This window comes from Mycobacterium sp. 4D054 (genome assembly GCF_052245755.1).
Lineage (GTDB): Bacteria > Actinomycetota > Actinomycetes > Mycobacteriales > Mycobacteriaceae > Mycobacterium.
Map to the genome: position 1 here is coordinate 63,978 of NZ_JBQQCF010000013.1, position 13,169 is coordinate 77,146.

Below are 13,169 nucleotides of genomic sequence, written 5' to 3' on the forward strand. Positions count from 1 at the left end.
GGAGGTGGCGGCGCCGGTACCGTACAACGGTGACCGAACGCCGATTGCTACTCGTGAACGGGCCGAATCTGAACCTGCTGGGCACCCGGCAGCCCGAGGTGTACGGCTCGACGACACTGGCCGAGATCGAGGCGAGGGCCGCCCAGGTGGCACAGGAGGTGGGCCTGAAGCTTCGCGCGGTGCAGAGCAACCACGAGGGTGTGCTCGTCGACGAAATCCACGCCGCCCGCGCCGACTGCTCCGGCATCGTGATCAACCCGGCCGCGTACAGCCACACCTCGGTGGCGATCGCCGATGCTCTGCGCTCGGTGGGGCTGCCCGTCGCCGAGGTCCATCTGAGCAATATCCATGCGCGCGAACCGTTCCGGCATCATTCGTACGTGTCCGCAGTGGCCGACATGGTCGTCGCCGGCGCGGGTCCGCTCGGCTACGAGATGGCGGTGCGCTACCTCGCGGACAGGCTCGGACGGTGACGCCCCGCCCCGGGGGCACGGTGGCGCCCCGGGCGGTGCGCATCGCCGGTGGAATCGCTGCGCTGGAGGGCGTTCTCGGGATCGTGATGGCCGTCGTGCTGGTGGTGCGGGAGGCCGCCGGGCATCACGAGGTTGCGATCAGCGGCTACGGCACCGCGGGCTGGTTCGCGATCATGGGCTCCGGGGTGACGGCGGCGGGCGCGGCGCTGTGGACCGGCAGGCGCTGGGGCCGGGGCATCGCGGTGTTCGCCAACCTCGTGCTGCTCGGCGTGGCCTGGTACGTCTACAGCTCGGGCCAGCTGCGCTACGCCGTGGTGGTGGCCGGCGCGGCGATCGCGGTGCTGGCTCTGCTCTTCAGCCCGACCGGCCTGCACTGGCTGACTCAGTCGGACTCCGACCCCAGCTCGGAGGCCAATTCCGACAGGCGTGGACCCGACACCCGGTAGGTGGTCCACTCGCTCTGCTGTTCGCCGCCGACGCTGTCGTACAGCGCGATCGCGTTGACGTTCCAGTCCAGCACCGCCCAGCTCAGCCGCGAATAACCGCGCTCGACGCATTCACGGGCCAGGGTGGCGAGCAGCTTGCGTGCCAAGCCGCGCCTGCGGAATTGCGGACGCACGAACAGGTCTTCCAGGTAGATCCCCGCTACGCCGTCCCAGGTCGAGAAGTTGCGGAACCACAACGCGGCCGCGGCCGCCTGCCCGTCGACCTCGACGAGGTGTGCATACAGCGTGGGATCCGGTCCGAAAAGTGCGTCACGCAACTGACTTTCGGTCACGGTGCACTCGTGGGCGGCGTGTTCGAACTCGGCGAGCTCGTGGATCATCGCGGTGAGCTCGGTTTCGTCCCCGGCGCGCACCGCGCGGATGGTCTCGCTCATTGTCGCGCCCCCAGAGCCGCCAGAATGGTGCGGAACTTCGTTGTGGTCTCGTCGACTTCGTCGTCGGGATCGGATTCGGCGACGATGCCGCCTCCGGAGTGCGCGACGGCCGAGCGCCGGTCGGCGGACAGGTGAGCGCACCTGATCGAGACCACCCAGCGGCCGTCACCGCGGCGATCACACCAGCCCACCGCACCGGCGTAGAAGCCGCGGTCGCCTTCGATCTCGTTGATCAACGCGATCGCCCGGTCGGTCGGGGATCCGCCCACCGCAGGAGTGGGATGCAAAGCGACAGCGAGATCCAGTGCCGTGGTGGACTTTTCGCGTAGCCTTCCGGACATGGGGGTGAACAGGTGCCAGACCGCGGCGGTCTTGCTGAGTTGCGGCCGGTCGGCGATCTGCAGGTCGGTGCACAACGGCTCCAGCGCCGAGCGCAGCGCGTCGACGACCAATTGGTGCTCGTGACGGTTTTTCTCCGAAGCTGCCAGCGCCGCTCCGTTGGCGGCATCGGTGTCTGGATCGGCCGACCGGGGCGCCGAACCCGCGAACGGCCGGCAGATCACCTGCTGCCCTTGGCGGGCCACCAGCAGTTCCGGGCTCGCCCCCACCAGCGCGGCCCCGGAGTACCCCTCACCGGCAGCCGACAGGTCGACCAGATACTTGGTGGCCTGCGCGTCGTTGGCGGCGAGCCGGTTGAGCACGGTCCGGGCGTCGAGCCTGCCGTCGGCAGTCAGGTGCAGTGCGCGCGCCAGCACGACCTTCTGCAGCGCATCGTCGGGATCACGCAGCCGGGTCAGCGCCGCACCGATGCGGCGGCGATGTTCGTCGGCGCCCGGCGTGGTGGCGGTGATCTCCGCCGACACATGGTCGCGGGACGGCCACGCCGGCGGCACGTCGGTGAACCGCACCGACTGAGGCCGTATCAGCGCCGCGGGCCGGCTGAGGTCAAATGGCAAGGCGCCCAAAATGATCGGCGCGCTGTGCGAGGCCAGCGCGGCCCGGGCGTCGGCAATGTGGGGGAACGCGGTGTGCACACCGTCGCCGACGACGGCACAGTCGGGACCGGCCAGGACGAACGCGGGTTCGCGGGTCACGTCGACACGGCCGGGTGGGGGAAACCGGTCTGGGCCAGTGCGCTGAGCTGACGCACCCCGTGCTCGAAGCCGCACACCGCGATCGAGGCGGCGGGCATCGCGAACCGGACGCCCTCGTAGACCGGTTGTTCGATCCACCGGGTGATCACCGCGCGGGAGAAGTGACCGTGGCCGACGAACACCACATCCCGCGATTGGATGTGCTGCAGCGCCAGCTCGATCGCGCGATCGGCACGCGCGCAGACCTCGGCTGAGGTCTCCCCACCCGGGCAGCCATGCGTCCACACCAGCCAGTTCGGCACCGTCTTGCGGATGTCCGCGGTGGTGGTGCCCTCGTAGTCGCCGTAATCCCATTCGGCGATCAGGTCGTTGACCTCGTCGGCCGTGAGACCCGCCAGTTCGGCGGTCACCCGGGCGCGCACCCGGGGGCTGGTCACCACGTACGGATCAAACAACTGCAACTGCTTGAGCGTGTCTGCTGCGGCGAGCGCCTGCGTCCGGCCATGCTCAGTGAGCTCGAGTTCGGTCTGGCTCGTATGCTTGCCCGATTTCGACCATTCGGTTTCGCCATGGCGGAGCAGGATCAGCCGGTGCTGCAGGAGGCCCACAACGACCGATTCTGCCGTACGTCGCCGTTTCGACGGCAATGCGCGGGTGAAGATGAACAGGGGAGGATCAACCATGTCAGGATGGGCACTGTGACGCGGGTACTTGCGGTCGCCAACCAGAAGGGCGGGGTCGCCAAGACGACGACGGTGGCGTCGTTGGGGGCGGCGCTGGTCGAACTGGGCAAGAGTGTGTTGCTCGTGGACCTCGATCCGCAGGGATCGCTGACGTTCTCGCTCGGCCACGACCCGGACAAGCTGCCGGTCTCGGTGCATGAAGTGCTGCTCGGAGACGTCGAACCGGACGCGGCGTTGGTCGAAACTCCGGAGGGCATGACGTTGCTGCCCGCCAACATCGATCTGGCAGGCGCCGAGGCGATGCTGTTGATGCGGGCCGGGCGGGAACATGCGCTCAAGCGGGCGCTGGACAAGATCAGCGCGAATTTCGATGTCGTGCTCATCGACTGCCCGCCGTCGCTGGGCGTGCTGACCCTCAACGGTCTGACCGCCGCCGACGAGGTCGTCGTGCCGCTGCAGTGTGAGACCCTCGCGCACCGCGGTGTGGGGCAGTTCCTGCGCACGGTGTCGGATGTGCAGGCCATCACCAACCCCGACCTGAAGCTGCTCGGCGCGCTGCCCACGCTCTACGACGCGCGCACGACGCACAGTCGGGACGTGCTCTTCGACGTCGTCGACCGCTACAACCTGCCGGTGCTGGCGCCGCCGATTCCGCGCACGGTGCGCTTCGCCGAGGCCAGCGCCTCGGGTTCGTCGGTGCTCACCGGCCGCAAGAACAAAGGCGCGATGGCCTACCGGGAGTTCGCGACGGCGCTGCTCAAGCACTGGAAGAGCGGCAAGGAACTGGCCACCTTCACCCCCGAGGTTTAACTCAACGCCACCAGTTCACCGCCGCGCTGTTCCAGCAGCGTGGATCCCGCCACTGCGGGCACGACGGGCCCCTCGACCGGCGGCCGCCGCAGCGGGATGTGCCGGTCGCCGGTGCCGGTCATCGGATCGAACACGTCGTAGCCCGTGGTGACCGGTACCAGCAGCCGGCCGGCCATTACCGTCGCGGGTCCCACCGGTGCGTGCTCACCCGCCGCGGCGACGGTGTACTTGTACTCCAGCGTGTCGGCGGAAAACACCATCAGCGCATCGCCGGTCCACCAGGTGATCAGATCGCCGGCCCGCGACGCGGTGGCATCGGGGGAGGGTTCGCCGTCGACGACGGTGCTGTCGATCACCGCGCCGGTGTCGTCGATGATGTCCAGGCGGGGAGCCGGGGTGGGCACGTACAGCGCGGTCGCGGTGTCCGTCACCGCCACCACGCGGGCTCCGGTGCCGTCGGCGACACCCTTCTGCTGGACGTACTTGAGCTCGGGGGTGTCCTCCTCGTCGGACGGACGCAGCAGTGTCAGCCGCAGATCGTCCTGACCCTCGCAGGACTCCAGCACCGACACCGCGCTGGAGCCGGCCGCCGCGGAGACGAACCGGCACAGCGGTGAGGCCGGCACGCCCGGTTTGATCGGGGCGTCGAGCGCGCCGTAGCTGAGCATCCGGACCATGTCGGAGCGCCACATCTCCAGCCGCGTCTGTCCCGCCGACAGAACCGTGGTGCCGTCGCCGGACAGGGTCACGTGCGGGTCGGCGTAGCTGCTGCGCGCGGGGCCGCGCCGGCCCGTCTTGGCGTCGACGGTGCTCACCTGTCCGCAGCCGCGGACGTCGGGATAGACCGCGACGGCGTAGTTGTAGACCCAGGTGACGCCGCACAGCTCGCGATCCCGCGAGTAGCTCCACAGCGTGGCCCCGGTTGCCGGGTCGCGGCCCTGGATCGCCGTGCCGTCGCCGGTGACGACGGCGCCGCCGACGACGACCGGTGCGGTGGTCTTGGCGCTGCGGGCCGTCCACCGCTGTTCGAGCGAATCAGGAACGGCCGCAGCCGGTTTCAGGCTCACGACCGGCTGTTCGGCGGGTTGGCTCCGGGTGGCCCTGGCATCACTGGTCCACCATACGAAGACCCCGACGACGACGATGACCACCACGATGGCCGTCGCCGCCAGCAGGTCTCCCAGGGTGCGGCGCTCGGGTCTGACCAACGCAGTGGGTCAGTTGGTGGTGCCGGTGCCCGCGGTCGCGGCTTTGCCGGGCCGGCGTCGACGCCGGCGACGGGCGGGGCGTGCGCCGCCCTCGCCGGCCTCGGCGCCTTGGTTCTCCCCGTCGGGAGCGGTCTGCTCGGCAGCGCCCTCAGGATGTCCGCTGACCGGTTTACCGCCGCGGGTCCGGCGCCGGGTGCGGTTGCGGGCCGGCTTCTCGGCGCGTTCGCGCGGTTCGCGCGGTTCCTTGTCGGCGGTGCGCTTCGGCCTGGCGATCGATCCGCCGGCGTCGGCCGGGATCTTGAGCTCTTCGTAGAGGTGCGGCGAGCTCGAGTAGGTCTCGGCCGGCTCGGGGGTGTCCAGGCCGAGGGCCTTGTCGATCATCTCCCACCGGGGTAGCTCGTCCCAGTCGACGAGGGTGACCGCGATGCCGGTCTTGCCCGCCCGGCCGGTGCGGCCGATCCGGTGCACGTAGGACTGCTCGTCCTCGGGGATCTGGAAGTTGATGACGTGCGTGATGTCGTCGATGTCGATGCCGCGCGCGGCCACGTCGGTGGCGACGAGCACGTCGACCTCGCCCGTGCGGAACGCCTTGAGCGCCTTCTCGCGCGCGCCCTGGCCCAGGTCACCGTGTACCGCACCGACCTTGAAGCCCCGCTCGGCGAGCTCGTCGGCGACCTTTTGGGCGGTGCGCTTGGTGCGGGTGAAGATCATCGTCGCCCCGCGGCCCTCGGCCTGCAGGATGCGGGCGACCATCTCGACCTTGTCGAGTGCGTGCGCCCGGTAGGCGAACTGCTCGGTGGTGTCGTGGGTGGCGGCGGAGTGCGGGGCCTCGGCGCGGATGTGCGTCGGCTGCGTCATGAAGGTACGGGCCAGCGTGATGATCGGGTCCGGCATGGTGGCTGAGAACAACATCGCCTGCCGCTGCGCCGGGATCTGCTTGAGGATTCGCTCGATGTCGGGCAGGAAGCCCAGGTCGAGCATCTCGTCGGCTTCGTCGAGGACGAGCACGGACAGGCCGCCGAGCTGCAGGTGCCCCTGCTGGGCCAGGTCGAGCAGCCGGCCGGGCGTGCCGACGACGACGTCGACACCCTTCTGCAGTGCTTCGATCTGGGGTTCGTAGGGTCGGCCGCCGTAGATCGCGGTGACCGTGAGCTTGCGGGTGTCGTCGGCCATCAGATACTTCGACGCGCCGACCAGGTCTTCGTAGACCTGGATGCAGAGCTCGCGGGTCGGGACGACGATCAGGGCGCGCGGCGCGCCGGCGAGCGGGCGAGCGGTGTCGGTGGTGATCCGGTGCAGCAGGGGCACGCCGAACGCGAAGGTCTTGCCCATGCCGGTGCGAGCCTGGCCGATCAGATCGTCGCCGGCCAGTGCGAGCGGCAGCGTCAGCTCCTGGATTGCGAAGGCGTGCTCGATACCGTTGTCGGCCAGCGCGCGGACGATCTCGTCACGTACTCCGAGCTCGGCGAATGTGGGATTCGGATGTGTAGTTACAGGTGTCATGCAGGAAACGGAGCCTTTCACTTATTCCTCATGCGTTCCACGCGCGCACGAGTTGTGAAGAGAACTTCGCCGGGCCCTGCGCTGAGGAGGCGGGCCGCCGCGTGCACGCACATTTCCAAGGTGCCTGCGGCCAAAACGGCCGGCGTGACCTGGTTCGATCAGTCGGCTCGAGCGCCGACACCGACTCCATGGTAACCGGTCGATCCCGCAGAAGCGGCATCGCCGGCCCCGGAGTCTAGAGTTGGGCCATGTCTTCGACGCCGTCAGCGGCCGCTTCCTCCGCCCAGGCGAGCGAACCGGTGGTCTCGAACGGTTCGCCCGTGACCACGGAGCATCCGGGCATCAACGAACTGTTCGCGCTGCTCGCCTACGGTGAGGTCGCGGCGTTCTACCGCCTGACCGAGGAGGCGCGGATGGCGCCGAACCTGAGCGGGCGGATCAACATGGCCAGCATGGCGGCGGCCGAGATGAACCACTACGAGGTGCTGCGCGACGCGCTGGAGCGCCGCGGCGTCGACGTCGTCCCGGCCATGACCAGGTACGCGTCCGCTCTGGAGAATTACCACCGCCTGACCACCCCCAGCACATGGCTGGAGGCACTGGTCAAGACCTACGTCGGCGATGCGATGGCCGCCGACTTCTACCTGGAGATCGCCGACGTGATGCCCGCCGAGGTGGCCGACGTCGTGCGGTCCGTGCTGTCCGAGACCGGCCATTCGCAGTTCGTGGTGGCCGAGGTACGGGCCGCGGTGACGGCCAGCGATCGGCAACGGCACCGGCTGGCGCTGTGGTCGCGGCGCCTGCTCGGCGAGGCGATCACGCAGGCCCAGTTCGTGCTGGCCGACCACGACGAACTCGTCGACCTGGTGATGTCCGGCGGCGGCCTGTCCCACATGACCGATTTCTTCGATCGGCTGCAGAAGACGCACGCCAGCCGCATGGAGGAACTCGGCCTGGCCTGAAATCCGCTTCTCCCGCCGAAATCGCATTCCGGTAGGTCGCCACTCGAACTTCGGCGGCTGGAATGCAATGTCGGCGGTCGAGTGTCAGCGGGTGCAGTTGGTGATGATCGAGTTGTTGTTCTGCGCGGCGATCAACGATCCGTTCGCGTCGATGATCGCGCAGTTGAGCTGACCGGACATGCTCGTCGCCGTCACCGAACTCAGCGTCACCCCGGGGTTCAACACCACCGTCTTCGACCACGGCAGCGCGACGTTCACGTCGGTCTGCAACGCACCCTGCGCGTCGGTGTAGATCACGGTGACCAGATCGAGCAGCGGGCGGTTGCCGGTGATGCGGTAGGTCACCGTGCCCGCCGCCGCGGCCGGTGGGGGCGGTGCGGCCTGCGGGGCCGGCAGCACCGGCGCGGGCGCGGCCGGTGCCGGGGTGGGTGCCTCGGCGGTGGGGGTCACCGTGGTGACCGTCTCGGCCGGCAGGGACGGCGACACGGGCGCGGCGGCGCGGGGTGACGGCGTGGACGAGGGCTCCGGTGCGGAGCTGGACGGCACCGGAGCGGCCACCGTCGCCGACACCGAGCCGCTGTCACCGCCGCCGAGGATCATGCTCGCGGTGATCACCGCGACGAACAGGATCGCCCCGGCCACTCCGGCGATCCACATCCAGCGGCGGTCGAGCTGCTCCTCGTCGAGGTACTGGTCGTAGTCCTCGGTGTAGCCGTCACCGGGGAACGGCGGCAGTGCGTCGGTGTCCAGGTCCCCGTAACGGTCCGGATCGTCGTCGCCAGGGCTCCCGTAGGAGCCGTATCGCCCACTGCCCCGCGGGCTTCGGATCCGCTCGGTCGGCGTCAGGGAATACGGTGAAGTAGCGGTGTATGGCCTGTTCATTCAGCTTGTCCCAGTCGTCTTTTCCGATTTCGGCCCCGATGCTACTGAGGCAGAAGTGACAGATGGGGCTGACGAGGCCCTGCAGGCGGTCACGTTCGGGACTCGGTTGGATCGCTCCGGCGTTATGACCGTGCGCGTTCGTTCGCTCGTCGCGTACGCGGGTCCCGGGACCGCCTCTGTGGGCCCACGTCCATTAGCCTCCTTGGAGTACGAGCACACGAACAGAAGGGTTTCCACCGTGGAGGTCAAGATCGGTGTCACCGACAGCCCGCGCGAGCTGATTTTGTCCAGCGCGCAGACGCCGGCCGAGGTGGAGAAGTTGGTCACCGATGCGCTCAGCGGCGATCCGAGCGTCCTGGGTCTGACCGACGAGAAGGGTCGCCGGTTCCTCGTGCAGTCCGCACGGATCGCCTACGTCGAGATCGGCGCGGCGGATTCGCGTCGGGTCGGGTTCGGGGTCGTCGGCGCGGAGGTCACCAAGAGCTGATCGTCGCGGGCCGAGACCGCATCCGCGCCGGGAAAGTTCGAGAAACCCCCGGCCCGGATGCAGTTTCGGCCCGAAACCGGATCAGGACCGCGTCAGCGGCACGTGTGAGAGCCCACCCCAGATGAACTGGACCGTACCCTCGACGGCGTCGTCCTTGTCGATAGGGCGCTCGGCGTTGAGCCAGTAGCGCGCCGAGTCGACGCTGATGCTGACCAGCCCCACGGCGATCATCCGCGCGCGGTGCGGCTCCAGCCCGGAATCATGGCTGATCAGATCGAACACCGCGTCGGTGCACGATTCGGTGGCCACCTTGACCTGCGCGGCGACCTGCGGCTCGGTCACGTAGTCATTCTCGAAGATCAGCCGGTAGCCCTGGCTGTCGTGCTCGATGAAGTCGAAGAACGCCTGCACGGCGGCGCGGACGCGCTGCCGGTTGTCGGTGGTGGTGCGCAGCGCCTGGCGCACGCCGGAGACCAGGTTGTCGACATGGCGCTGCAACACCGCCAGGTAGAGCTCCACCTTCGACGAGAAGTGTTGGTAGAGAACCGGTTTGCTGACACCGGCGCGGTCGGCGATCTCGTCCATGCCTGCGGCGTGGTAGCCGCGGTCGACGAACACCTCGCTGGCCGCGATCAACAACTGGCCGCGGCGTTCATCACGCGGCAGACGGTTGCCACGCCGGGCTGCGCCGGAGGCGCTGGTGCCGTTTGCCGGCTGCCCCCCTCGTCGCTGCGCCGTCTTTGCCAGTTCGCTCATCAGAACCTCGAGATCTACAGCCGGCGCGACCGGCGTCTTGAATTCGCTCGCACTGACACTACTACCGTCGGGCGACCATACGTGTCATGACAGGTGTCACGTCGCCGGTTCGCGCGTCCCGCCGTTTGCGGTGATCCGGTGGCGTGCCAGCACGGGATGTCCTCTGAGCTGTGTCATCCTGTTCCGGTGACCTACGGACCGGGGCGTCGCGAGGGCGGTCGCGTTCCGGTGCTTCGCGACCAGTGGCGAGAGCCCTTACGTGCCCAGCGTGACCCGCTGGCCGAGCAGCCGGGCCGGGTCCGCTCCAACCGGGACGACCGCAAGCGCTGGCGCAAGCAGACCTGGCTCGGTCGGTTCGTCTCCACGTACGGATGGCGGGCGTACGCGCTGCCGCTGCTCGTCGTGCTCACCGCGGTGGTCGTCTACCAGACCATCACCGGCACCAGCGCTCCGCAGGCGGTCGACGACGAAGGGCCGGTGCAGGGACCGCCCACGATCGGCGTCCCGAGCACGTCCATCGTGGGCGCCCCGCCCAAAGGCCTGACCCAGTTCGACGCCAACCTGCCAACCGGGATCCTGCCCGACGGCGGGCCGTTCACCCAGGCAGGCGCCCGCACCTGGCACGTCGTGCCGGGCGCCACCCCGCAGGTGGGGCAGGGCACCACCAAGGTCTTCACCTACACCGTCGAGGTGGAAGACGGGCTCGACACCACGAGTTTCGGCGGTGACGAGGGGTTCGCCCGCATGGTCAGTGAGACCCTGGCCAACCCGAAGAGCTGGACCCACAACCCGCAGTTCGCGTTCACCCGCGTCGACGCCGCCTCCGGGGTGGTGCCCGATTTCCGGGTGTCGCTGACCTCGCCGATGACGATCCGCGACGGCTGCGGTTACGACATCCAACTCGAAGCGTCCTGCTACAACCCCGCCTTCGAAGGGCAGCCGCGGGTGTTCATCAACGAGGCCCGGTGGGTGCGCGGCGCGGTGCCGTTCCAGGGCGACATCGGCTCGTACCGCCAATACGTTGTCAACCATGAGGTCGGCCACGCCATCGGCTACCAGCGCCACGAACAGTGCACCGAGAACGGCGCGCTCGCGCCGATCATGATGCAGCAGACGTTTTCGACCAACAACAGCGACGCCGCCAAGTTCGACCCCGGCACGGTCACCCCGGACGGGCTGACGTGCCGGTTCAACCCCTGGCCGTATCCGATCGCCTGATCACCGCGGCCGCGCCCGGCTGCGCCTGTCGTCTGCGAGCAGCGGGGAAGCGTCGGGCCCTCGTTGCTGTTGAAACCCTTACCTGCTGAGATGGGTCATACCGCCAACCAAGGAGATAGTCGGTGTCCTCACCGTTGCCGCCGCTGGTCGAGCCAGCGGCTGAACTCACTCGCGACGAGGTCGCGCGCTATAGCCGCCACCTCATCATTCCCGACCTCGGGCTGGACGGGCAGAAGCGGTTGAAGAACGCCCGCGTGCTGGTCATCGGCGCGGGCGGGCTGGGTTCGCCCACGCTGTTGTACCTGGCCGCCGCGGGTGTCGGCACGATCGGCATCGTCGAGTTCGACGTCGTCGACGAATCCAACCTGCAGCGCCAGATCATCCACGGAGTCTCCGACATCGGCCGATCGAAGGCGCAGAGCGCCAAGGACTCGATCGCCGAGATCAACCCTCTGGTGAAGGTCAATCTGCACGAGTTCCGACTGGAGCCCGATAACGCCGTCGACCTGTTCTCCCAGTACGACCTGATCCTCGACGGCACCGACAACTTCGCGACGCGGTATCTGGTCAACGATGCCGCCGTGCTGGCCGGCAAGCCGTACGTGTGGGGATCGATCTACCGTTTCGAGGGGCAGGTCTCGATTTTCTGGGAGGATGCCCCGGACGGACTTGGCCTGAATTACCGCGACCTGTACCCGGAGCCGCCGCCGCCGGGGATGGTGCCGTCGTGCGCCGAGGGCGGCGTGCTGGGCATCCTGTGCTCGTCGATCGCGTCGGTGATGGGCACCGAGGCCATCAAGCTGATCACCGGCATCGGTGAACCGCTGCTGGGCCGGCTGATGGTCTACGACGCGCTCGACATGACCTACCGCACCATCAAGATCCGCAAGGATCCGTCGACCCCGAAGATCACCGAGCTCATCGACTACGAGGAGTTCTGCGGCGTGGTGTCCGACGCTGCGGCCGAGGCGGCAGCCGAGTCGACGATCACCCCGCGCGAGCTCCGTGAGCTGATCGATTCGGGCAAGCCGCTCGCGCTGATCGACGTCCGGGAACCGGTCGAGTGGGACATCAACCACATCCAGGGCGCCGAGCTGATTCCCAAGGGCGCGTTCGAATCCGGCGAGGCGCTGGCGAAACTGAAGGTGGACCGGACGCCGGTGTTCTACTGCAAGACCGGGATCCGCTCGGCCGAGGTGCTTGCCATCGTGAAGAAGGCCGGATTCTCTGACGCACTGCACGTGCAGGGCGGGATCGTGGCCTGGGGCAGGCAACTCGAACCCGACATGGTCATGTACTAACGCTGGGTTGGCGCTCGCGGCAATTAGGCTGTGGCGGTGACCGCCGAGCGACCGCCAGAGCACGTACTCACAGCCTTCGGGCTGTCCGGAGTGCAGCCTGCGCCGCTCGGATCCAGCTGGGAGGGCGGCTGGCGCTGCGGCGAGGTGGTGCTCTCGGTGGTCGCCGACCACGCGCGGGCCGCGTGGTCGGCCAAGGTGCGCGAGACGTTGTTCGTCGACGGTGTGCGGCTGGCCCGTCCGGTGCGGTCGACCGACGGGCGGTACGTGGTCGCCGGCTGGCGCGCCGACACCTACGTGGCCGGGACGCCCGAACCGAGGCACGACGAAGTGGTCTCGGCCGCGGTGCGGTTGCACGAGGCCACCGCCAAGCTGGAGCGGCCCAGGTTCCTGACCCAGCCGCCCGTCGCGCCGTGGGGTGACGTCGACGTGTTCACCGCCGCCGACCGGGCGGCGTGGGAAGAGCGTCCGCTGCATTCACTGCCGCCGGGCGCGCGGGTGGCGCCGGCCACCACCGACGGGCAGAAATCGATCGAGTTGATCAACCAGCTCGCGACGCTACGCCGGCCGACCAAGAGCCCCAGTCAGCTTGTGCACGGAGATCTCTACGGCACAGTGCTTTTCGCAGGCACCGCAGCGCCGGGCATCACCGACATCACCCCGTACTGGCGGCCCCCGGCCTGGGCGGCCGGTGTGGTCGTGGTGGATGCGCTGGCCTGGGGCGAAGCGGACGACGCGTTGATCGAGCGGTGGTCGGCGCTGCCGGAGTGGCCGCAGATGCTGTTGCGCGCGTTGATGTTCCGGCTGGCGGTGCATGCGCTGCATCCGCGGTCGACGTCGGCGGCGTTTCCCGGTCTGGCCCGCACCGCGGCGCTGGTGCGGCTGGCAGTCTGACCGGGCCACGTCTCCCGCGGA

The 13,169-nt window shown here is 68.8% G+C and carries 15 protein-coding genes; 8 read left to right on the plus strand and 7 right to left on the minus strand.

Annotation, left to right across the window (positions count from 1 at the left end; all coding sequences use genetic code 11):
• The first annotated feature begins 29 nt into the window (after positions 1–29).
• Both aroQ and ACTWP6_RS12065 read left to right on the plus strand, forming a co-directional pair.
• Positions 30–473, plus strand: a complete 444-nt coding sequence (gene aroQ, locus ACTWP6_RS12060; RefSeq protein WP_260757744.1) for a type II 3-dehydroquinate dehydratase — start codon at positions 30–32, stop codon at positions 471–473.
• Positions 470–919, plus strand: a complete 450-nt coding sequence (locus ACTWP6_RS12065; RefSeq protein ID WP_396885302.1) for a hypothetical protein — start codon at positions 470–472, stop codon at positions 917–919. The genes aroQ and ACTWP6_RS12065 overlap by 4 nt, the downstream gene beginning before the upstream one ends.
• Here the strand turns inward: ACTWP6_RS12065 and ACTWP6_RS12070 are convergent.
• From ACTWP6_RS12070 to ACTWP6_RS12080, 3 genes are read right to left on the minus strand one after another with little or no spacing between them, the layout of a single operon-like run.
• Positions 856–1,353: a GNAT family N-acetyltransferase gene (locus ACTWP6_RS12070; RefSeq protein WP_260757745.1), complete on the minus strand. Its 498-nt coding sequence runs from the start codon at positions 1,351–1,353 to the stop codon at positions 856–858. The two genes, ACTWP6_RS12065 and ACTWP6_RS12070, sit on opposite strands and share 64 nt — an antisense overlap.
• A complete protein-coding gene (locus tag ACTWP6_RS12075; RefSeq protein WP_260757746.1) occupies positions 1,350–2,447 on the minus strand; it encodes an isochorismate synthase in 1,098 nt (365 codons plus the stop codon). The genes ACTWP6_RS12070 and ACTWP6_RS12075 overlap by 4 nt, the downstream gene beginning before the upstream one ends.
• Complete coding sequence (locus ACTWP6_RS12080) at positions 2,444–3,055, minus strand: acid phosphatase (protein ID WP_443187831.1); 612 nt, start codon at positions 3,053–3,055, stop codon at positions 2,444–2,446. The genes ACTWP6_RS12075 and ACTWP6_RS12080 overlap by 4 nt, the downstream gene beginning before the upstream one ends.
• 81 nt (positions 3,056–3,136) lie before the next feature.
• Here ACTWP6_RS12080 and ACTWP6_RS12085 point away from each other — a divergent pair, with 81 nt between their 5' ends.
• On the plus strand, positions 3,137–3,940 hold the full coding sequence (locus ACTWP6_RS12085) for a ParA family protein (protein WP_260757748.1): 804 nt from the start codon (positions 3,137–3,139) through the stop codon (positions 3,938–3,940).
• Here ACTWP6_RS12085 and ACTWP6_RS12090 read toward each other — a convergent pair.
• Both ACTWP6_RS12090 and ACTWP6_RS12095 read right to left on the minus strand, forming a co-directional pair.
• Complete coding sequence (locus ACTWP6_RS12090) at positions 3,937–5,148, minus strand: Rv3212 family protein (protein WP_443187789.1); 1,212 nt, start codon at positions 5,146–5,148, stop codon at positions 3,937–3,939. The genes ACTWP6_RS12085 and ACTWP6_RS12090 overlap by 4 nt on opposite strands.
• Before the next feature lie 9 nt (positions 5,149–5,157).
• Positions 5,158–6,651 carry a DEAD/DEAH box helicase gene (locus tag ACTWP6_RS12095; RefSeq protein ID WP_443187790.1) on the minus strand — a complete coding sequence of 498 codons (1,494 nt, stop codon included), beginning with the start codon at positions 6,649–6,651 and terminating at the stop codon, positions 5,158–5,160.
• Positions 6,652–6,899: 248 nt separating this feature from the next.
• Here ACTWP6_RS12095 and ACTWP6_RS12100 point away from each other — a divergent pair, with 248 nt between their 5' ends.
• Positions 6,900–7,613 (plus strand): ferritin-like fold-containing protein, encoded by a 714-nt coding sequence (locus ACTWP6_RS12100; protein WP_443187791.1) that lies wholly within the window; start codon positions 6,900–6,902, stop codon positions 7,611–7,613.
• An 84-nt stretch (positions 7,614–7,697) separates the two neighbouring features.
• On the opposite strand, the gene ACTWP6_RS12105 is transcribed toward ACTWP6_RS12100, so the two are convergent.
• A complete protein-coding gene (locus ACTWP6_RS12105) occupies positions 7,698–8,495 on the minus strand; it encodes a hypothetical protein (RefSeq protein ID WP_443187792.1) in 798 nt (265 codons plus the stop codon).
• A 238-nt stretch (positions 8,496–8,733) separates the two neighbouring features.
• Here ACTWP6_RS12105 and ACTWP6_RS12110 point away from each other — a divergent pair, with 238 nt between their 5' ends.
• Positions 8,734–8,982 (plus strand): DUF3107 domain-containing protein, encoded by a 249-nt coding sequence (locus ACTWP6_RS12110; protein WP_260757753.1) that lies wholly within the window; start codon positions 8,734–8,736, stop codon positions 8,980–8,982.
• An 81-nt stretch (positions 8,983–9,063) separates the two neighbouring features.
• On the opposite strand, the gene ACTWP6_RS12115 is transcribed toward ACTWP6_RS12110, so the two are convergent.
• Complete coding sequence (locus ACTWP6_RS12115; RefSeq protein ID WP_443187793.1) at positions 9,064–9,738, minus strand: TetR/AcrR family transcriptional regulator; 675 nt, start codon at positions 9,736–9,738, stop codon at positions 9,064–9,066.
• Positions 9,739–9,924: 186 nt separating this feature from the next.
• On the opposite strand from ACTWP6_RS12115, the gene ACTWP6_RS12120 reads away from it, so the two are divergent.
• From ACTWP6_RS12120 to ACTWP6_RS12130, 3 genes are all read left to right on the plus strand, one after another.
• Positions 9,925–10,956, plus strand: a complete 1,032-nt coding sequence (locus ACTWP6_RS12120; RefSeq protein WP_443187794.1) for a DUF3152 domain-containing protein — start codon at positions 9,925–9,927, stop codon at positions 10,954–10,956.
• Positions 10,957–11,078: 122 nt separating this feature from the next.
• Positions 11,079–12,257: an adenylyltransferase/sulfurtransferase MoeZ gene (gene moeZ, locus ACTWP6_RS12125; protein WP_443187795.1), complete on the plus strand. Its 1,179-nt coding sequence runs from the start codon at positions 11,079–11,081 to the stop codon at positions 12,255–12,257.
• Between the two features lie 36 nt (positions 12,258–12,293).
• Complete coding sequence (locus ACTWP6_RS12130; protein ID WP_260757756.1) at positions 12,294–13,148, plus strand: TIGR02569 family protein; 855 nt, start codon at positions 12,294–12,296, stop codon at positions 13,146–13,148.
• Positions 13,149–13,169 lie beyond the last annotated feature (21 nt).